This window comes from Eubacterium maltosivorans, from assembly GCF_002441855.2.
Classification (GTDB): Bacteria; Bacillota; Clostridia; order Eubacteriales; family Eubacteriaceae; genus Eubacterium; species Eubacterium maltosivorans.
Genome location: NZ_CP029487.1, coordinates 1,899,822 through 1,919,525, shown reverse-complemented (window position 1 = coordinate 1,919,525; position 19,704 = coordinate 1,899,822). Strand labels below are relative to the sequence as shown.

Below are 19,704 nucleotides of genomic sequence, written 5' to 3'. Positions count from 1 at the left end.
AAGATGAATGCAAAAAATAATGTGAATACCCAGAGGATTACCGCTGAGGTATTCACATTTTTTTAAGAAAAGCTGTACTCATAAGGTTTCCTATTACGAATAACAAAAGGGAAAATCGAAAGCATAAAAGGGAAAATGATACTGAGTACGAGAAACAGTACTGCAGAATCTGAATAATATAATTTATATAATCGGTAGTACGCGGCATAATTGTATACAGCGATCGCAATTCCAATAATCCAGCCCAAAAAGGGAATTGCGATTAAAGCGCCGCTGCAGATAGACGCAACGGGTAAAATCACCTGTGCGTAAGGGATTTTAAGCGAGCTGATTGTCACCTTTTCACCAATAATTTCGCCTAATATAAAGAGTTTGATAACTGGGATCCAAGCCAGCCATGGATACTCGATGTTTTTTTTCAAAGCCATGGTATAGAGCCCAAAGCTGGAGAATATGTATAGAGCGATTGGAATAAGGCAGATAAACAAAACAGTAAGGATACCGAGCCCTGCCACAAACGCCACTAAACTGGCGACGAGCGAAGTTTCAAGCATGTTCAACACCTCCTTTGTTAACCGTATCATTGTATCCTATATGAAACAAAAATACAAAGGATGAGTTGTCAATTTTTTGTATCATTTTCCCGGATTATCTATTCATATTTTTCTTTTAGCGCATCAACCAGCATATAAGCGACTTTATTAATGGTCTGAGAGCCAGCGACAAGTACCAGATCATCGGATTCCAGATTATCTGTCAGATATTTTACAATGGTACTAAATTCTGACATAACAATGGTGGGAATATGATATTTTTCCTTAATTCGTTTCGCCAGATCTTCAGAGTAGATATCCCATTCATTTCCCTCGCGGTCAGAATAAATATCGTTAAGAATAATAAAATCTGCTTTCGCAAAAGCATCTACAAATTCATCAAAGAGATAGTAGGTTCTTGAATAGGTATGAGGCTGGAAGATAACCCACAAGTTATTATGCGCATGATTAAGACAGGCGTCGATGACAACCTTCAATTCGGTTGGATGGTGGGCGTAATCTTCGTAAACATTAATACCGTTTACCGCTCCGCGAAACTCAAAGCGTCTTTTGGCGCCGTGAAAATTATCAAGCGTTTTTTGGACTGTGGCCTCGTCAATACCCAAAAATTCACTGCATGCAATACAGGATAGGGCGTTTAAAACATTGTGCTCACCAGGAATTTTCATATCAAAGTGTCCATAAAATTCATTGTGATGGTATGCGTTAAAAGAAGGGTTTCCCATATCATCGTATTGAATATTATGGGCAGTCCAGTCATTTTGGGGTTCGAAACCATAAGTGGTGACCGGACAGCGGAGATTTTCTACAGTATCCAGCACGTCCTGAGAATCGCCATATGCGATCATGAGGCCGTCTGGCGGAAGAATTGCACCAAACTTGTGGAAGGACTCCTTAATTTGTGGAAGTCCACCGGTAAAATAATCAAGATGATCCTCTTCAATGTTTGTAATAATACCAATATAATGGGATGTTTTTAAAAAGGAATCTACATATTCGCAGGATTCGATAACAAAATAGTCGCTGTTTCCCAGGCAGGCGTTACCGCCGATTTCCGGTAGCTTTCCTCCAATGCTGACACTTGGGTCAAAATCAGCATAGTGCAGTAAGGCGGCGATCATGGAAGATGTTGTTGTTTTTCCGTGTGTCCCTGCGACGCCAATGGTTTTATCAAAGGCTAGAGACAGCAAGCCGAGATAATCCGAACGTTCGACTATTGGCAGGCCAAGATCCTTAGCGCGAACCATGTCGGGATTATCTTCATGAATGGCTGCAGAATAGACAACCATGTCTGTATCTTGCGGGATATTGTTGTAATCATGTCCGATATGGATTTTGACATCGCGCTCTTTCAGCTTTCCGGTATAAGAGGACTCAATCATATCGGAACCTTCCACTTTAAAGCCCTGGTCCAGGGCCATCCCTGCCAGTCCGCTCATGCTGCTGCCTCCAATACCGATGAAAAATATCTTTTCAACTGGACGATTGAATTTCTTTTTTAATATTTCTTTCAATTTGTTTGCTCCTTATAGTTCTCATGGACTACAAGAATTATATCACAGCTATTTATTAAGATAAAGTCCCAGCAGTAAGGAATTTTATTAAGGAAAGACGAAAAAGACTTGCACTTTTTTTGAATATGAATAAAATTATAAATAGACTAAAAAATGTTCGGGTTTTATAGGTGAATAAATGAAAAAAAATGAACGTGTTTGTGCAATTACAAAAATATTGACAGACAACCCTAATAGGGTTCTGACCTATAATTATTTCAGCCAGCTTTTTGATGCGTCTAAAACAAGCGTTTGTGAAGACGTAGCAATTGTAAAAAGTGCGGTGGAAATGATGAAAATGGGAAAAATTGAAACAGTGTCCGGTGCGGCGGGTGGCGTTAAATATCTGCCAGTTGTGCCAGATGAAGAGGAAAGAGCAATTCTTTTGGAAATAGCAGAAAGACTCATGGAGCCTGAACGTAAAATTCAGGGAGGATTTCTTTATTACAGCGATATTCTGTCCAGCCCTTATTACGCGCAGCGTTTAGGGAAAATTATTGCGGGAAAATATCTTGAACAGGGCGTAGAGTATGTTGTGACGACAGAAACGAAGGGAATTCCCGTAGCCCTTGAGAGCGCGCGGTTTTTAAATGTTCCCATGACAGTTATCAGAAGGTCGAATAAAGTGACAGAGGGTACCACAACAAGCATGAACTATGTTTCCGGCTCGACGAATAAAATTAATACCATGTATCTGAGCCGGAGAGTCAACCTTGAGGGCAAAAAAGTATTGATTATTGACGATTTTATGAAAGGCGGGGGGACTGCTAAGGGGATGATGAATTTAATGGAGGAAGTTGGAGCTGTCATTATCGGACCCTGCGTTATATTTGTGACAGAAGAACCAAATGAAAAGCTTGTGGATAATTATTTACCACTATTGCGCATGTGTACCTCGTTAAATGACAAAGAAAAAACGCTTGTAGAGTTGACTGTGAAATGATGTCTATAAAATGGTGATAGAATACAAAATAATCGGGTAAGTTTTTGTTTTAATTTTGTCTGAAATATGGTACTATAATGTAAAGGTATAGTAAGATGTGATTTTATTTACTACAATCGAAGGGGAGGCTTACATTATGGTAATTACAGACGTAAGAGTAAGAAAAATTTATCCAACAGGGAAAATGAGAGGGATCGTATCGGTTACATTTGACGATGAATTTGTCGTGCATGATATTAAGGTAATCGAAGGACAGAATGGTTATTTCATTGCAATGCCTAGTAGAAAAACACCGGACGGAGATTTTAAAGACATCTGTCATCCGATCACCTCCAGTACCCGCAAGGAAATGCAAGGAATCGTTTTGGAAGCCTATGAAAAAGCAGTTTTGGAAAAAGCTGAAGAGACTGAGCCCGAAGAAATTGATCTTGAAGTAGATTTTGAAGATGATTCAGAAGAATAAGGGGTTCTATAATCATTTTAGTACAAACAGAAAAGCATTAAATTAAGAGGAGGGAACATGGTTCCCTCTTTTGACGTTTACAAAAGTAAATTAGCTGTAGACATTTATCACGATAAAGGGTATTATTTTTCATGGTAAAGAGTCCCTTTATATGAATGTTAATATAAAATTCAGGTTTTATACTGGAATATTGGAGAATTAAAAAATGAAATCAACCAAAACAGTGATTTTGGCTGCCGGTCATGGGACGCGGATGGTCTCTGAAAAACCAAAGGTACTCCATGAAGTCGGCGGAAAAGCAATGCTGGATTATGTCATTTCTGCCAGTGAAGCTGCTGGTGCGGATGATACCGCCGTAATTGTTGGCTATAAAGCAGATATTGTCAAAGCTGCTCTCCCCGAAAATATTACAGCGATCGAGCAAAAGGAACAGCTTGGCACAGGGCACGCCGTTCTTCAGGCACTGCCGTTCTTTGAAAATTTTAATGGCAATGTGCTTGTTTTAGTTGGCGACGCGCCACTGGTCCGTAAAGAGACATTGGAGGAGCTTGTAAAAGCACATGAAGACGGCGGCTTTTCAGCGACGGTATTAACTGCTGTTTTCGATGATCCGACAGGTTATGGAAGAATCGTCAAAAATGGTGATGAACTGATTAAAATTGTAGAGCACAAGGATGCGACCGACGAAGAACGCGGCATAAAGGAAATTAATTCTGGAATGTACTGTTTTGATGCACAGGCATTAAAGACAGCGTTGCAGGCAATTAATTCTGATAATGTCCAGGGTGAATATTATCTCACCGATACCATTGAAATTTTGAGGGGAATGGGTAAAAAAGTAGGTTCTTACCCTACTCCAGATGTGGATGATATAGCAGCTGTAAATTCAAAGGTGCAGTTGGCTGAAATTGGAAAAATCATGCGCCGCCGAATTAATACTTCCTTGATGGAAGCGGGCGCAATCATTATTGACCCTGAAAACACTTACCTGAGTGCAGAGACAAAGATTGGAAAAGACACCACTATTTATCCTGGCGTTATCACAGAAGGCAGGGTGATCATCGGAGAAAACTGTGTGATCGGTCATAACAGTCGTATTGTAAATTCCACCATTGCAGACGGCGTAGATATTCAGATTTCCACCGTATTAGACAGCTTTGTCGATGAGAATACCCATGTGGGTCCATACGCCTACTTGCGTCCTAACAGCCATATTGGAAAAAATGTCAAGGTTGGCGATTTTGTTGAGGTTAAGAATGCTGTTATGAAAGATGGCGCGAAGGCGTCGCATTTAACCTACATCGGCGATGCTGAAGTTGGAAAAAATGTTAATCTGGGCTGTGGCACGGTTTTTGTGAATTATGACGGTACAAACAAGTACCGCACGGTCGTTGAAGATAATTGCTTTATCGGCTGCAACAGTAATCTGGTTTCTCCGGTAACAGTAAAAGAAGGTTCCTATGTCGCAGCCGGCTCAACCATTACCGATGATGTACCGGAAGATACTCTGGCTGTTGCGCGTGCCCGTCAGGTAAATAAAGAAGGGTATGCCCTTCAGATGAAACAAATTAAAAAAATCAGTAAATAATTAAATTTAAATAAAATATGAGGTGCAAAAAAAGATGGATGGAAAATTTGGCGGAATTAAGATCATTGCGGGTAATTCCAACAGAAAATTAGCCGAGGATATCGCAGACTATTTGGAAGTACAGCTGTGCAATGCAGATATTCTTCATTTCAGTGATGGGGAAATTGGTCTTAATGTATTTGAATCTGTTCGTGGAGCAGATGTTTACGTTATCCAGTCAACAGGGAATCCTTGTAATGACAATCTGATGGAGCTGTTGATTATCATTGACGCGATGCGCAGAGCTTCAGCGGGCCGTATCAATGCGGTTATTCCTTATTATGGCTATGCAAGACAGGATCGTAAAGCAAAATCCAGAGATCCGATCACAGCGAAACTGGTCGCAAATTTGATTACAACGGCTGGCGCAGACCGTGTTATTACCATGGATCTTCATTCCAATCAAATCCAGGGATTTTTTGATATTCCTTTAGATCATTTATCCGGCGGCGGTTTAATCGCTGAATATTTTAAAAATCTTCGTCTGGATGACATGGTGGTTGTGTCACCGGATGCAGGAAGTGTTAAGCGTTCCAGAAAATTAGCGAGAACTCTGGAATGTCCTTTTGCAATTATTGATAAGCAACGTCCAAGACCAAATGTTACTGAAGTCATGAACGTCATTGGTAATGTTGAAGGAAAGAATTGTATCTTGATTGATGATATGATCGATACAGCCGGAACCATTACAACAGGTGCTGACGCTTTGATGAAGCTGGGAGCAAAATCGGTGCGGGCGGCTTGTACTCACGGAGTTTTCTCTGGTCCAGCCATTGACAGAATCCAGAATTCGGCCATTGAAGAGTTGATTACCCTGGACACGCTTGTAGTTCCAGAAGAAAAAAGGATTGATAAAATCAAAATCCTTTCTACCGGAACTTTATTTGGCCGCGCCATCGACTACGTTCATTTTGGCCGTTCTCTCAGTAAATTATTTTCAGAAAGATACGTATAAACTTTCATGTATTTGATTATAGGACTTGGCAATCCAGGCAGAGAGTATGCCTTAACACGCCATAATATTGGATTTGAGGCGGTTGACTATATTGCAGGCCAAAAGAATGTCCAGATTACAAAGGATGAGCACGAAGGATTAACAGGCGTTTATTTTGAGAATGGCGAAAAAGTAATGTTGGTTAAACCAATGACCTATATGAATAACAGCGGCCTTTGTGTAGAGGAACTGGTATCCTATTATGATGTGCCGCTGGAGAATACGTTGGTTATTTATGACGATATTGATCTTGATCCAGGCAAGATAAGAATAAGGAAAAAGGGAAGTGCGGGAACGCATAATGGTATGCGCTCGATTATCTATCAGCTTCAAGATCAAAATTTTCCAAGAATTCGGATAGGAATTGGGAAAAAGCCGCCTCAATGGGATTTGGCAAACTATGTTCTTAGTAAATTTACACCGGATGAAATGGAAGTAATGCGTGAAGCAGTAAAAAAAGCGGCAGAAGCGGTACAGTACTATATAAATGAAGATATCGATTTTGCCATGAACCGTTTAAATCGGAAAGAAAAAGCCGAGAAAGCAGAAAAAAAGGATTCTGAGGTTCAGAATCAGTAAAATAAATAAGTACAAAGCCCGGGTCAGTTGATCCGGGCTAGTGCTGTATAAGGAGAGGAAATGGATCGACTGTTTAATGACTTAAAAGGAACACCTAAAATCGAAAAAATATTTGAAGCCATTGAAGAATCCATAGGGGTTAATCTCTCAAATGTCAAGACTGGCCTAAAAGGTTTTTTAACGCTTTTGACCTATGAACATTTTGATACGAATGTTTTGTTTATCACCCATTCCGATAGAGATGCTCAAAAAAAGGCTGAAATTCTGAGAAAGTTCAGAGATACTGATGTGTTATACTATCCTCTGGAGCCGGTTCATGATTATTTTTCGGATGCTCATAGCCAGGATATTGCTCATCAGCGTATGACCGTGATTGAAAAGCTGTTTTCGGGAAAAAAATATATTATCGTAGCATCAATTGACAGCATTTTGAAAAAAATGGTTTCCAGGGAAGCCATGGAAGCGCTGTTTTTTTCAATTAACAATGGTGATACCTTTGATTTGGAAGCATTGGTTGTAAAGCTTGTGAGCTTGGGCTACGAAAGAGTTTATCAGGTAGAGTCGAAGGGACAATTTGCGCTGCGTGGTGGAATTTTAGACATCTACAACGTAACCTCTGATGATGCTGTCCGTATTGAGTTTTTTGATGATGAAGTGGACGCAATGCGTCTTTTTGATGTTGACAGTCAGCTGTCATATAATCAGATCGAAAATGTTCGCATAGCGCCTGCAAAGGAAATCGTTTTGTCTGAGGAAGAGCGGCAGAAAATTTTTAAAATGATCCATAAAAAATATGATGGAAACGAGCTTTATATGGAGCTTGTTGAAAAGCTTGAGCAGGAAGGCGCCCAATATGACGAAACTTTGTTTACCTTTATTAAGGAAAACGACTCCTTTATGGATTATGTGGGAAAAAATATTGTTATCTGGGATGAGTATACGCGAATCAAAGAAACCTATGATATCTTTATTAAAAAGACATGGCTGGATTATGAGTCGCTCATAACGCAAGGATACATTTTGCCTGAGGAAAAAAATAAGTTTTTTACTTTCCATTATGTTGAAAAGAGCCTTGAAAACTGTCCTTCGGTTAAAGAGTATCTTTTTAACAGCAGAGCAAAAAAGGGAATGAATCTGGATATGAATTCCCGCGATCTTGAAAGCTTTTCGGGCCAGTTTCCATTATTTTTAGACTTTTTGAACCGCCGTCTTACCTTGGGATACCGGATTCACATCTGCTGTAAAACTGAGAAGACCCGTGAAACAGTCAAGCAATACCTGATAGATCAGGAGATCTTTAATTTTGTTGAGAATGAAGGGCCAGGTGTACAGCTTTCAGTCGGCGAAATTTCTGAAGGCTTTGAGATGGAAGACGAAAAAGTTGTCTATATTAACGAGTCTGAGATCTTTAAAGAAAAACGTGTTTCCCAGAGAAAGAAAAAACACAAGGGAAGAAAGATTGACTCCTTTGCTGAGTTACATGTAGGAGATTATGTTGTTCATGATGTGCATGGTATTGGGATATACCGTGGGATTGAGCAACTGACGATTGATAATGTAACCAAAGATCTGATGGTCATCGAGTATGCCGGAGATGCCAAGCTTTATATTCCAGTAGAACAGATGGATTCAGTCCAGGTCTATATTGGTACGGGCGGCGATAAAAAACCAAAGGTTAACCAGATGGGAAATCCCGACTGGCAGAAGGCTAAAAATAAAGCTCAAAAAGCAGTCGAAGATATGGCCGACGAGCTCATCGCGCTGTATGCTAAAAGACGTTCGATGAAGGGATACGCTTTTAGTCCAGATACATCGTGGCAAAAAGAGTTTGAGGACGATTTTCCTTATGTTGAAACGGAAGACCAGCTGCGCTGTGTTGAAGAGATTAAGGCGGATATGGAATCAGAAATACCAATGGATCGTCTTTTATGCGGTGATGTTGGGTATGGAAAGACAGAGGTAGCCCTGCGGGCGGCTTTTAAAGCCATCATGGAAGGAAAACAAGTAGCAATGCTGGTTCCAACGACGATTTTGGCACAACAGCATTACAATACTGTTTTAGACCGATTTCGGAAATACCCTATCAGTGTAGAGGTGATCAGTCGTTTCAGGACCTCTGGACAGCAAAAGAAAATTTTAGGAGATCTGGCACTTGGCAAGCTGGATATGATTATCGGCACACACCGCCTGTTATCCCAGGATGTTCATTTTAAAGACCTGGGGCTGCTTATTATCGATGAGGAGCAGCGCTTTGGGGTGCGGTCTAAAGAAAAAATAAAACAGTTGAAACAGAATGTCGATGTTTTGACCTTAAGTGCAACCCCGATCCCGCGTACATTACATATGTCGATGACGGGTGTACGCGATATGAGTGTTATTGAAGAGCCTCCAGAAGGAAGACGGCCGGTTCAAACTTATGTTATGGCTTATAATCCGCTGATTATCCAGGATGCCATCAATCGTGAGCTTGGTCGCGGAGGACAGGTTTACTATGTCCATAATCGTGTTCACGATATCCATGAGGTTGCCATTGATGTCCAGAGTCTCGTACCAGACGCGAGAATTGTAGTGGCGCATGGCCGGATGAGCGGCAGTGAGCTGGAGGATATAATGGTTGATTTTTTAAATCATGACTTTGATATCCTGGTGACAACGACCATTGTTGAGTCTGGGTTAGATGTCAAAAATGCCAATACCATGATTATAGATGAGGGAGATCATTTCGGACTTTCCCAGCTCTATCAGCTGAGAGGGCGTGTCGGAAGATCTGATGTTCAGGCCTATACTTACGTTACCCATAAAAAAGAAATTCTGACTGAAATTGCACAAAAGCGTTTAAAAGCCATCAAGGATTTTACAGCCTTTGGGTCAGGCTTTAAGGTGGCTATGCGCGACCTTGAAATTCGTGGGGCAGGTAATATTTTGGGTGCAGAACAGTCGGGACATCTATTTAAGATTGGTTATGAGCTGTACTGCCGTATTTTGGAAGAGGCGATCAGTAAACGCATGGACGGCGTAGAAGTAGAAACTGAAGAGCCGATTCGTATCAATTTAGATATTGACGGCTATATTCCTGAACGCTATATCAGCAGTGAAGAGCTGAAATATGATATTTATAAAAAACTTACATTTATTAAGACAATTGAGGATTATGATGATTTTGAAGAAGAGCTCCTTGATCGTTTTGGTGATATACCAAATGGCGTTTACAATCTGATGGCCATTGCTATGATTAAAAATATGGCTTCTGCCATCGGAGTCAAAGAGATCAAACAAAAGGGACAGTTTATCTATTTGACCTTTAGTGAGAAGAAGGAAGTCTTTGTGCCTGAGGCTGAAAAAATGCCGGAGTTAATCCGTAAATATAAAGTGAAATTTAAAGCAGGAAAAGCCAATGAAGCGTGCTGGAGCTTTAATTTGTCATCGGTCAAAGATAAAGATATTTTAAAAGAAATTATTTCATTTTTTGAGGATTTAAAATAATTAAGATGTCATTAAGATAAAATATGTTAAAATATAAAAATCACAATTTTTAAGGAGAGCAAAATGCATAAGAATAAGATCAGGGGAGTTGTATTGGCTTTAGCGGTTACGCTGGGGATTACAACACTGACAACCGGTTGTTCATTGGTTTCTGTCAACCCAGAAAAGGATAACCAGCAGGTTATAGCAGAAATTGACGGACAGTCTATGACAAAAGAGTCTTTTAATAACTATATGGCGTATTATGACCTGTACTACACGGCTAACGGAAGTTCAATGCCAACAGGGTCTAAACTGACTGAATTTAAAAAAGATTTGCTGGATAGTCTGGTTCAGGTTGGAGCCATGACTGCTCAGGCTAAAAAGGACAACGTTACAATCGATGAGGGGGCTGCCGAAAGTCAGGCTCAAACGGCGCTGGACAGCTTAAAAACGTCAGCAGGAAATAAATATGACAGTACTTTATCCAAATATAACACCAATAATGATTCTTTTACACAATTTATGAAAACTTTCATGGTTGACAACAGCTATGCCAGTGAGTGCTATTCCAAGCATATGGACTATCTGAAAGAACATCCTGAGGAAGAGCTGGATCAGGTGGTTGGAAAAATCAATGATGAAGAAATCAAACGTGGGATTTATAATTATTACTACATTAATGAGGAAATGACATCCTATTATTCTGGCGGACAGGGACTGCAGACAGATGATGCGAGTGTCAAAGAAACAAATGAATCGATTTTTAATTCAATTGCCCAAAATAAAGCACTGGTTAAGTACTGCGAAGAGAATAATATTGAAATAAAGCAGGAAGAGATCGACAATGCGCTTCAGACAAAACAGTCTATCCAGAAAATGATGTTTCAGACAGATGATGAACTGAATCAGTACCTTGAAAATTATTTCCTCACAAAAGAAAAATATGACGAATATCAAAAGGAAGACGCTAAGGGAACCGCTGCGGGTCAGGCAATCCAGGCAAAAGTTACAGAAGATGTCAAAGTCAGTGACGCAGACTTGCGCAAATATTATAAAGAGCATAAGGATTCTTATGATGAAAGCACAGTTTCAGCAGAGCATATTCTGACAGAGGATGAAACTTTGGCAAATGAAATTTACGATAAAGCAAAAGATGTAAAGACAAAAGAAGATTTTGAGAAAATTATGAACGAATACAAATCCAATGAAAAAGTAAAAGAAGCAACGGATTTGGGTGCTTTCAATAAAGAAAAAATGGTTAGTGAATTCTCAGACGCAGCCTTTGGAATGGATAAAAACAGTGTCAGCAAACCGGTAAAAACAGAGTATGGTTACCACATTATTTATGTTTATGATAAAAATGATGCCGGAGAAGCCAGCTTTGAGGATAAAAAGGATGAAATAGCCGAGTCTGTAAAAGAGGAAAAGGGCACAGAAGATTATAACAAGCTAAAAGAAGATTTGCTGAAAAAAGAGAAAATTGATATCTATGATATTAAGACAACGCTTGAAAGCTATATGGATCAGCTGAAATCCGAATTGAACATTCAAGTTTATGAAAAGAAAGTTCAATAGCTATAATGAGTCAAAGGCTTGCTGCAAGGCAGGCCTTTTAAATTTGCGTATCCACTGCAAAAAAGTTATAATGATACTTATTTCGTTGAAAGAGGTTTTCAAGTGAGTAAAAAAGCGAGCAGTTATCTAAAGGGAGCGACAATTCTGGCAGTGGCCGGGATTCTTTCGCGCCTCCTTGGGTTGTTCTACAAGGTGCCAGTATATAACCTTGTCGGGAGCTATGGTAATGGCATATACAGCAATGTCACAAATGTTTATAATTTGTTGCTGATGGTTTCAACAGTGGGGCTACCGGTGGCAATTTCCAAGATGATTTCTGAAAATATCGCCATCAAGGATTATCTGGCGGCTCATAATGTGTTTAAGGTATCTTTCTGGACGCTGTTGATTATGGGTGGACTCTCCACTGCCTTTCTTTTTCTGGGAGCAGACTGGCTGATTACTGTCGCAAACTGGCCAGGGGAAAGCTTTCCGGCTATTATGGCCATTGCGATGGCACCGCTTATTATAGCGATCTGCTCATCTTTCAGAGGCTTTTTTCAGGGCTTTCAGATTATGAATCCCACAGCAATCTCTCAGATTATTGAACAGATCGTTCGTGTGGGATTAGGTGTTTTTTTGTGCTGGTATTTTGTTTCCAGTGGAATGGGCGTCGGAATGGGCGTCGGCGGAGCTGTTTTTGGAGCAACCGCTGGTGGTCTGTTTGCCATGCTGTTTCTCTGGTTTTTATACTGGGCTTTTAAAGCGGCCAATAAAAAGATCTTAAAACAAACAAGCCGTCCAGTCCCTTTGACGAGCAAACAGATATTTAAGCGCCTTGTTATCATTGCGATTCCAGTCACCTTGACTTCTGCCATTGTTTCACTGTTTTCAATGATCGACTCAATGATCTATATTCCAAGATTGGCGCTTGCAGGGGTGGATGCGCATACAGCTACCACTATGATTGGTGATTTTGCCAATGCCGATACGCTGATCAATATTCCACTTGTCATCAGCGGAACCCTTGCTGTCGCTATGATACCGGCCATTTCAGAATCTTTTGCCCTTCGGGATAAAAGGGCAATGGGACATAAAATCGACGTCGCTATCCGGTTAGTTATTATGGTGGCTTTGCCTTGTTGCATAGGCCTTTCGGTGCTTTCGCAAGGAATCTTTGATATCCTTTTTCAGGGCTCACCCTATGGGCCGGAAATTTTAAAATATTACGCTTACGCGACCATTTTTATGATGCTTTCCAATACATTCCAAAGCATCCTTCAGGCCATTGATCGTTTTAGAGTACCGTTGATTAATCTTGCCATTGCCATTGTTATCCGTTTTGTAACAGGGTGGATCTGTCTGGCAGTGCCAGCTTTTAATATTTATGGGATTGTTATCAGCAGTATGATTACATTTGTTTATTTAACAGTATCCAATTATATTTGCGTCAAGCGTTTCACGGGATTTCAGATGGACGTAAAGCAAACTCTTTTCAAACCTCTGGTTTCTGCGATTATGATGGGACTTGCCACATGGGGCGTTTACGCATTGGTAAGCATGATTGCCGGGAATTTTATCGCAGTAGTGACAGCGATAGTGGCCGCTGTTGTGGTGTATTTTTTCCTGATGATTTTGATTGGTGGAATTACAGAGGAAGAGATGGCCATTCTGCCCGCACAGAAAATCATCGAGCCGGTTTACAGGAAAATTAGAGGAATTTTATATCGCTAGAATAGAGGAGAAATCATGTCACAAATTAGCATTGTTGGTCTGGGTCCTGGCGCTTTTGGCCAGTTGACTGTAGAAACGCTGGAATTACTTCAAAATGAAAACAAAAACTATTTCAGGACAGCGATCCATCCGGTGGTTAAGGAACTGGAAAAACGTGGAATAATGTATTGCAGTTTTGATGAGCTGTATGAAGGGTGCGACTGCTTTGAGGATGTTTATGAGAGTATTGCAAAGCAACTTGTTCAAAAAGCAGAGTCCGGCGAAACGTTGGTCTATGCGGTTCCTGGAAACCCATTGTTTGGAGAACAAAGCGTCGTTGATTTAATGCGTAAATGTCAGGAAAAGAATATAAGCTATCAAATTTATTCGGGAGTAAGCTTTGTGGATATCTCTATGACAGCATTGAGAGAAGATCCGGTTAATGGACTGAAAATTATTGACGCCTTTGAAATAAATGAGCAAATTCCAGATAAGGCCATGGGCAACTTGATTACTCAGGTTTTTAACCGTCATATGGCTTCAGAGGTTAAACTTTTTCTTTTAGATTATTACCCAGACGATTATCCTGTTGTTTTACTCATAAATGCAGGTATTCCAGGCCAGGAGCTCATTAAGGAGGTCCCTTTGTGCGAGATGGACTGGGTGGAGGAAATTAATCATTTAACCACGCTCTACATCCCGCCGGATAAAAAGGATTTAAGAAGCTACCAAAAGTTACTTGAAATTATGGAAATTCTCAGAAGTCCGGAGGGATGTCCCTGGGACAGAAAACAAACACACGAGAGTCTCAAAGCATATTTGCTGGAGGAAACTTATGAGGTGATGGACGCCATTGAGACAGACGATACAGAGAATCTCGTAGAGGAATTGGGAGATTTACTTTTTCAGATTGTATTTCACGCGCAGCTTGGCAGAGAAGAAGGCCTTTTTACAATCAATGATGTTCTGGAAGAAATTAACAAAAAGATGGTGCGCCGGCATCCTCATGTTTTCATGACCCCTGAGGAGATTTCAACCGAAAAAGTCCTGACCAATTGGGATGAGATTAAAAAAACGGAAAAACAGACACAAACACTCGCAGATGAAATGGAGCGTATCCCCAAAGCGTTTACTGCATTAATGGAGGCCTGTAAGGTTCAGTCTAAAGCAGCAAAGGTAGGGTTCGATTGGGAAGATCCTTTGGATGCACTCGAGAAAGTTGCCGAAGAAGAACAGGAAGTAAGAGCAGAAATTTTAAGCAAATGTCCAGATAAATTGGAAGAAGAACTGGGAGATCTGCTGTTTGCGGTTGTCAATGTTGTTCGTCTGTCGAAAATTCAACCGGAAATTGCGTTGCGCAAAGCGACCCAAAAGTTTATTATGCGTTTTAAAGAAATGGAAAAAATTACCCTAAATGAACAAAAAAGTATGCTTGATTATGACCTTAATGGCCTTGAACAACTGTGGCAGCTGGTGAAATCCTTAAAAAACTAAGGTTTTTAGCTAAAAATACAGAAAATGCTTGTATTTTTTAGCGAAACGTGATTATAATAATAATCATAAAAATTAAAACATAAAGATCACACTTTACGGAGGGATAAGAATGAACAAATCAGAATTAATTGCCGCTATGGCAGAAAAATCGGGATTATCTAAAAAGGACTCTGAAAAAGCTTTAGGTGCTTTTATGGATACCGTTGTTGACGCCTTAAAGGAAGGCGACAAAGTTGCTCTGGTAGGTTTCGGTACTTTTGATGTTCGTGAAAGAGCTGCTAGAACCGGTTTAAATCCAAGAACCAAAGAACCAATCGAAATTGCTGCTTCAAAAGCTCCAGCATTTAAAGCAGGAAAAGCATTTAAAGATGAATTAAACAAATAATCAAAGGGAGGGCCGGAGCAATATTGCTCCGGCCCTTTTGATTTTTAGAAAGGAAAGACAATGCGAGTTGATAAATTTTTAAAAAACGCCCGTTTAATCAAACGACGTACCGTAGGAAAAGCGGCATGTGATGGCGGGCGGATTACCATCAATGGAAAGGAAGCAAAGCCTGGCAGTCGTTTGAAAGTTGGTGATATTCTTACAATAGCATACGGCGATGGCGAACAGAAAATTGAAGTTTTAGAGCTGTTGGAACACGCACCCAAGGATAAAGCAACAGAAATGTACAGAGAACTTTAGATTAAGATTTGACTGTGTTTTATAGTTTATAATAGCTGAATGAAATGGATTATGTTACAATAAATAAAAAACAGGTGGTGAAAAAACAGTGGCAGAAAAGAAAAAAAATGGCCTTCGAAGGCGCTTTAAGCCTAAAATGGGGACAATTATTGTGACTCTTGCGCTTTTAATCTTTGTTGGCACGCTGTTTGGAACCAACGCCATGAAAATTCATCAGCTTAATGCTCAAAAGGCAGATATTCAATCCAAGCTGGACGAGGCGGAAAAGAAAAGTAAACAGCTGGACGAAGATATTAAACAAATTGGAACAAAAAATTATATAGAACTCATTGCACGAAAATATCTGGGACTTTATTATCCAGACGAAAAGATTGTGGTACCTGTAGAGGGCAAAGACAATAATGGACAGAATAATAATGAGCAGCTGGCAGAGCAGCCGACACCGACAACTGATGAAAGCAGTCAGGATCATGCCAATAGCGATGAGCAGCAAAGTGAGGAAAACGAATGAGTGAATCAAGTGTACCTAAAGAACCCAAAATCAATCGAGCTGTGATTGATATCGGAACAAATTCGACGAGGATGCTGATATTTAGAAAAGATAAAAAAGGTCAGCTCTTTCGTGTTAATAAATCAGTCCGATATACTCGGATGGGCCAGGGGGTTAATAAGACAAAACGCCTTCATCCAGATGCGATCAAGCGAAATATTGAGGCTTTAGAGGAGTATAAAAACATTGCTGAAGATTATGAAGTAAAAGAAATGTTTATTTTTGGTACAAGTGCGCTCCGGGATGCTGAAAATTCTTTGGAATTTATTGATTTAGCTGCGCAAAAACTTGGAATGAAGGTAGAGATTATTTCAGGCGAAAAAGAGGCGGAATATGGCTTTATCGGCGTCTCACAGTGTTTCGATGAGGGACTGCTTATTTTTGATATTGGGGGCGGCAGCACTGAATTGATTTATGGGCAAGGCCGGAATCTCATAAAAATGAAAAGTCTGGATATCGGGAGTGTCCGTTCTACAGAAGCCTTTATTGAGAATGATCCCCCAAAAGAGGAGGAACTGAATCGGTTAAACCAAAATGCAGCCGAGGCGCTTGAGAGAGTTCTTGTTGATTATGAAGCGTACAAGCCCTATAAGCTGATTGGCATAGGCGGAACGGCGACAACAGTATCCACAATCAAACAGAAGTTGAAAATTTATGACAGTGAGCAGGTGCATCAGAGTGTTGTTACCAAAACAGAGCTTGAATCCATTATTCGGAATCTTTCATCAAAAACAATTGACGAACGCCGCCAGATCGTTGGACTGGAGGCTAAACGCGCTGATATTATCATCGCTGGTACCAGCATACTCGATAATATTTTGAAAGTTACCGGAAAAGATTCATTTGTTGTTTGTGACTATGACAATCTGGAAGGCGCGGCATACAGCCGTTTTCTCGCGAATAAAAAATAAACAAAAAAAAATTAAAAAAGTGTTGACATTAAGTTTCCCAGGCTGTATAATAACACTTGTCCTCAGAAATGAGGCAGCCACACTGAGTGCCGGAGTGGCGGAACTGGCAGACGCACAGGACTTAAAATCCTGCGATCCTTTTCGATCGTATCGGTTCGATTCCGATCTCCGGCACCACTATTAGTAAGACGCAGTTGCGTCTATTATATTGTCGCGGGGTGGAGCAGCTTGGTAGCTCGTCGGGCTCATAACCCGGAGGTCGTAGGTTCAAATCCTGCCCCCGCAACCAAATTCTTAAATTATGGCGGCGTAGCTCAGTTGGCTAGAGCATACGGTTCATACCCGTAGTGTCAGCGGTTCGACTCCGTTCGCCGCTACCATTAATTTAATAACAAGATGTTAGATTAGTTCCGGCCCCTTGGTCAAGCGGTTAAGACACCGCCCTTTCACGGCGGTTACGGGGGTTCGAATCCCCCAGGGGTCACCATTTTGTTTTGAAAAGTTAATATCTTAATTTTGTATGTGGTCGCTTAGCTCAGCTGGGAGAGCACCTGCCTTACAAGCAGGGGGTCATAGGTTCGAGCCCTATAGCGACCACCATTTTTTTATTCAGAATTAATTGAACTTTGAGATGAGCGTTAAATTATCATGGAAGAAAAGCTTTTACAATACATTTCTGATAACGGACTGATAATGGCCGGCGATCGCATTCTAATCGGAGTATCCGGTGGTGCTGATTCGCTGGCCTTGTTGTATTTTTTGAAAAAGTACCAAGGATTGTTGAATATTGAAATTGCAGCCGCGCATTTAAATCATAAGATCAGGGGAAAAGCGGCAGAGGAAGACCACGCTTTTGTAAAAGAATATTGCATTAAACAGTCCATTTTACTTTATGATAAATCGGTAGAAGTTGTTCAGCTGGCAAAAAAGAATAAAATTTCCCTTGAAGAGGCTGGAAGAGAGGCAAGATATGCTTTTTTTAAAGAACTTCAAAGCTCGAAAGCTTATAATAAACTGGCTTTAGGACATCACCTTAACGACCAGGCAGAAACAGTTTTAATGCGTTTGATTCGTGGCACTGGTATAAAAGGAGCGGCAGGAATGCTTTCAGAAACAAAAGGAGAAAGCAATATAATCCGTCCATTGCTATGTGTGGATAAAGAGACTGTTATTTCTTATTGCCAAAAGAATGGTTTGTCTTATCGAACCGACGATACTAACTTTGAAGCGGATGTCACAAGAAATAAATTAAGATTAGAAATCCTTCCACAGCTTAGGGGGATTAATCCAAGGGTTGAAGAGCATTTAGCAGAATTTGCTTTGCTTGCACATGAGCATGAGCAGTTTTTGCAAAATTCTGTTGCTGAGTTGAGCGTAAATATGATTACAAAAAAAAGTAATCGGGTATATCTTAATTTAGAGATGTGGCGGCAGCAGCTTCCACTTCTTCAAAAAGAACTTTTGCGTCATATGATTTTGCAGCTTAAGGGTAGTTTAAAAGAAATAGAGTACAATCATATCCTATGCGTTAAGCAGCTGCTTTTATCTGAAAAGACGGTCTGGGAGCTTCATTTGCCACATGGCATGCAGGCTGTCAGGCGATACGATCTTTTTTGGATAGAGACAAAAAAAGTGGCTGTTATCCCGAAAATGGGCTGCTATGAATTGCTGCCAGATAAAGCGTATTACTTTGCAAAAGAAGGTTTGTGGATTAAACTGACAGTGGTTCGGGAAGAATCTATAAAAAATTCAAAAGAATTAAAAAATCATAGTGAAAAATATTTTGATTATGGTAAAATAAGAGGAAAGCTTTATTTGAGAAATCGTCGACCAGGTGATTTTTTCAACCCTGTTGGCATCATAGGCAGAAAAAAGATAAAAGATTATTTCATTGATCGAAAGATTGAGCGTGAAAAGCGTGATGCGGTTCCACTGTTAGCAGTAGGGTCAGAGATAATCTGGATTTTGGGATATGCGATTAACCGAAACTATCAGGTAAGCGCTGAGACTAAGAGCGTTCTTAAAGTTCAGTATCAAATAATAGGAGAGAAATTTGGCGTTTGATTTTGATAGAATCTTAATAGAAAAGCATATAATAGAGAAAAGAGTTTCTGAACTTGGAAAAATGATTTCATCTGATTATGCAGATGAAGAACTTTTGGCAATTTGTATCTTGAAGGGAAGTATCTTGTTTTTTGCAGATTTGATAAGATATTTGAGTATTCCTGTCAAAATTGATTTTATCAAGGCATCCAGTTATGGAAAGCGTACCAGCACTTCAGGAAAGGTGAAGATTGACGACCTTTTATCGAATGAGATAAAGGGCCGGAACGTGCTTCTGGTAGAAGATATTGTGGACAGTGGTTTTACCATAAAGCGTATCTTAGATTTTTTTACGGAGCAAGGCGCTTTCGATGTCAGAGTTTGTACTTTGCTTGATAAACCGGACCGGCGAGTGGCGGATGTGGAGCCCGATTATTCAGGTTTTGTTATTCCGGATGAATTTGTTGTCGGGTATGGAATGGATTTTGATCAAAAATATCGAAATTTGCCGTATATTGCTGTTTTGAAAGAAGCAGAAAAATAATATTTGAAATTAGAAACTATTCAATGACTTAT

Annotated in this window: 17 protein-coding genes and 5 tRNA genes; 20 read left to right on the top strand and 2 right to left on the bottom strand. The window is 40.2% G+C overall.

Annotation, left to right across the window (positions count from 1 at the left end; all coding sequences use genetic code 11):
• Positions 1-62: 62 nt before the first annotated feature.
• Both CPZ25_RS09180 and murC read right to left on the bottom strand, forming a co-directional pair.
• Positions 63-554, bottom strand: coding sequence for a hypothetical protein (locus tag CPZ25_RS09180; RefSeq protein WP_096920258.1), 492 nt, complete (start codon positions 552-554; stop codon positions 63-65).
• A gap of 98 nt (positions 555-652) precedes the next feature.
• Positions 653-2,068, bottom strand: a complete 1,416-nt coding sequence (gene murC, locus CPZ25_RS09175; RefSeq protein WP_096920257.1) for a UDP-N-acetylmuramate--L-alanine ligase — start codon at positions 2,066-2,068, stop codon at positions 653-655.
• Positions 2,069-2,246: 178 nt separating this feature from the next.
• Between murC and purR the strand changes: the two genes are divergently transcribed.
• The 20 genes from purR to hpt all read left to right on the top strand — a co-directional run bounded on the left by purR (position 2,247) and on the right by hpt (position 19,672).
• Complete coding sequence (purR, locus tag CPZ25_RS09170; protein WP_058693572.1) at positions 2,247-3,050, top strand: pur operon repressor; 804 nt, start codon at positions 2,247-2,249, stop codon at positions 3,048-3,050.
• 136 nt (positions 3,051-3,186) lie between these two features.
• Complete coding sequence (spoVG, locus tag CPZ25_RS09165; protein ID WP_013382058.1) at positions 3,187-3,513, top strand: septation regulator SpoVG; 327 nt, start codon at positions 3,187-3,189, stop codon at positions 3,511-3,513.
• Positions 3,514-3,718: 205 nt separating this feature from the next.
• Positions 3,719-5,101 (top strand): bifunctional UDP-N-acetylglucosamine diphosphorylase/glucosamine-1-phosphate N-acetyltransferase GlmU, encoded by a 1,383-nt coding sequence (glmU, locus tag CPZ25_RS09160; protein WP_058693573.1) that lies wholly within the window; start codon positions 3,719-3,721, stop codon positions 5,099-5,101.
• A gap of 34 nt (positions 5,102-5,135) precedes the next feature.
• Positions 5,136-6,095, top strand: coding sequence for a ribose-phosphate diphosphokinase (locus tag CPZ25_RS09155; RefSeq protein ID WP_013382056.1), 960 nt, complete (start codon positions 5,136-5,138; stop codon positions 6,093-6,095).
• A 6-nt stretch (positions 6,096-6,101) separates the two neighbouring features.
• Positions 6,102-6,713, top strand: a complete 612-nt coding sequence (gene pth / locus CPZ25_RS09150; protein ID WP_074617480.1) for an aminoacyl-tRNA hydrolase — start codon at positions 6,102-6,104, stop codon at positions 6,711-6,713.
• A 60-nt stretch (positions 6,714-6,773) separates the two neighbouring features.
• The gene (mfd, locus tag CPZ25_RS09145) at positions 6,774-10,196 is read left to right on the top strand and encodes a transcription-repair coupling factor (RefSeq protein ID WP_096920256.1); all 3,423 of its coding nucleotides are present in this window, start codon (positions 6,774-6,776) and stop codon (positions 10,194-10,196) included.
• 63 nt (positions 10,197-10,259) lie between these two features.
• Positions 10,260-11,753, top strand: a complete 1,494-nt coding sequence (locus CPZ25_RS09140) for a peptidyl-prolyl cis-trans isomerase (protein ID WP_096920255.1) — start codon at positions 10,260-10,262, stop codon at positions 11,751-11,753.
• A 102-nt stretch (positions 11,754-11,855) separates the two neighbouring features.
• Positions 11,856-13,466, top strand: coding sequence for a putative polysaccharide biosynthesis protein (locus CPZ25_RS09135; RefSeq protein WP_074617483.1), 1,611 nt, complete (start codon positions 11,856-11,858; stop codon positions 13,464-13,466).
• A gap of 15 nt (positions 13,467-13,481) precedes the next feature.
• Complete coding sequence (yabN, locus tag CPZ25_RS09130) at positions 13,482-14,939, top strand: bifunctional methyltransferase/pyrophosphohydrolase YabN (RefSeq protein WP_096920254.1); 1,458 nt, start codon at positions 13,482-13,484, stop codon at positions 14,937-14,939.
• A gap of 109 nt (positions 14,940-15,048) precedes the next feature.
• On the top strand, positions 15,049-15,324 hold the full coding sequence (locus tag CPZ25_RS09125; protein ID WP_058693579.1) for an HU family DNA-binding protein: 276 nt from the start codon (positions 15,049-15,051) through the stop codon (positions 15,322-15,324).
• A gap of 60 nt (positions 15,325-15,384) precedes the next feature.
• Complete coding sequence (locus CPZ25_RS09120) at positions 15,385-15,624, top strand: RNA-binding S4 domain-containing protein (RefSeq protein ID WP_058693580.1); 240 nt, start codon at positions 15,385-15,387, stop codon at positions 15,622-15,624.
• An 88-nt stretch (positions 15,625-15,712) separates the two neighbouring features.
• On the top strand, positions 15,713-16,135 hold the full coding sequence (locus tag CPZ25_RS09115; protein ID WP_096920253.1) for an FtsB family cell division protein: 423 nt from the start codon (positions 15,713-15,715) through the stop codon (positions 16,133-16,135).
• Positions 16,132-17,085, top strand: a complete 954-nt coding sequence (locus CPZ25_RS09110) for a Ppx/GppA phosphatase family protein (RefSeq protein WP_096920252.1) — start codon at positions 16,132-16,134, stop codon at positions 17,083-17,085. The genes CPZ25_RS09115 and CPZ25_RS09110 overlap by 4 nt, the downstream gene beginning before the upstream one ends.
• Positions 17,086-17,173: 88 nt before the next feature.
• Positions 17,174-17,262 (top strand) — tRNA-Leu (locus CPZ25_RS09105).
• Positions 17,263-17,297: 35 nt separating this feature from the next.
• Positions 17,298-17,374, top strand: a tRNA-Met gene (locus CPZ25_RS09100).
• A gap of 14 nt (positions 17,375-17,388) precedes the next feature.
• A tRNA-Met gene (locus CPZ25_RS09095) sits at positions 17,389-17,465 on the top strand.
• A 32-nt stretch (positions 17,466-17,497) separates the two neighbouring features.
• A tRNA-Glu gene (locus CPZ25_RS09090) sits at positions 17,498-17,572 on the top strand.
• A gap of 37 nt (positions 17,573-17,609) precedes the next feature.
• Positions 17,610-17,685: transfer RNA gene (locus CPZ25_RS09085), tRNA-Val, on the top strand.
• A gap of 48 nt (positions 17,686-17,733) precedes the next feature.
• Entirely contained in the window at positions 17,734-19,149 is a 1,416-nt protein-coding gene (tilS, locus tag CPZ25_RS09080; protein WP_096920251.1) for a tRNA lysidine(34) synthetase TilS, read from the top strand.
• The gene (gene hpt / locus CPZ25_RS09075) at positions 19,139-19,672 is read left to right on the top strand and encodes a hypoxanthine phosphoribosyltransferase (protein ID WP_058693584.1); all 534 of its coding nucleotides are present in this window, start codon (positions 19,139-19,141) and stop codon (positions 19,670-19,672) included. The genes tilS and hpt overlap by 11 nt, the downstream gene beginning before the upstream one ends.
• Positions 19,673-19,704: the final 32 nt, after the last annotated feature.

Excerpts from the sequence above, each read along its gene's own strand:
- mfd (WP_096920256.1), top strand. The coding sequence starts at position 6,774 with ATGGATCGACTGTTTAATGACTTAAAAGGAACACCTAAAATCGAAAAA.
- CPZ25_RS09155 (WP_013382056.1), top strand. The coding sequence starts at position 5,136 with ATGGATGGAAAATTTGGCGGAATTAAGATCATTGCGGGTAATTCCAAC.
- CPZ25_RS09180 (WP_096920258.1), bottom strand. The coding sequence starts at position 554 with ATGCTTGAAACTTCGCTCGTCGCCAGTTTAGTGGCGTTTGTGGCAGGG.
- glmU (WP_058693573.1), top strand. The coding sequence starts at position 3,719 with ATGAAATCAACCAAAACAGTGATTTTGGCTGCCGGTCATGGGACGCGG.
- pth (WP_074617480.1), top strand. The coding sequence starts at position 6,102 with ATGTATTTGATTATAGGACTTGGCAATCCAGGCAGAGAGTATGCCTTA.
- CPZ25_RS09120 (WP_058693580.1), top strand. The coding sequence starts at position 15,385 with ATGCGAGTTGATAAATTTTTAAAAAACGCCCGTTTAATCAAACGACGT.
- purR (WP_058693572.1), top strand. The coding sequence starts at position 2,247 with ATGAAAAAAAATGAACGTGTTTGTGCAATTACAAAAATATTGACAGAC.
- yabN (WP_096920254.1), top strand. The coding sequence starts at position 13,482 with ATGTCACAAATTAGCATTGTTGGTCTGGGTCCTGGCGCTTTTGGCCAG.
- spoVG (WP_013382058.1), top strand. The coding sequence starts at position 3,187 with ATGGTAATTACAGACGTAAGAGTAAGAAAAATTTATCCAACAGGGAAA.
- tilS (WP_096920251.1), top strand. The coding sequence starts at position 17,734 with ATGGAAGAAAAGCTTTTACAATACATTTCTGATAACGGACTGATAATG.
- CPZ25_RS09140 (WP_096920255.1), top strand. The coding sequence starts at position 10,260 with ATGCATAAGAATAAGATCAGGGGAGTTGTATTGGCTTTAGCGGTTACG.
- CPZ25_RS09125 (WP_058693579.1), top strand. The coding sequence starts at position 15,049 with ATGAACAAATCAGAATTAATTGCCGCTATGGCAGAAAAATCGGGATTA.
- CPZ25_RS09110 (WP_096920252.1), top strand. The coding sequence starts at position 16,132 with ATGAGTGAATCAAGTGTACCTAAAGAACCCAAAATCAATCGAGCTGTG.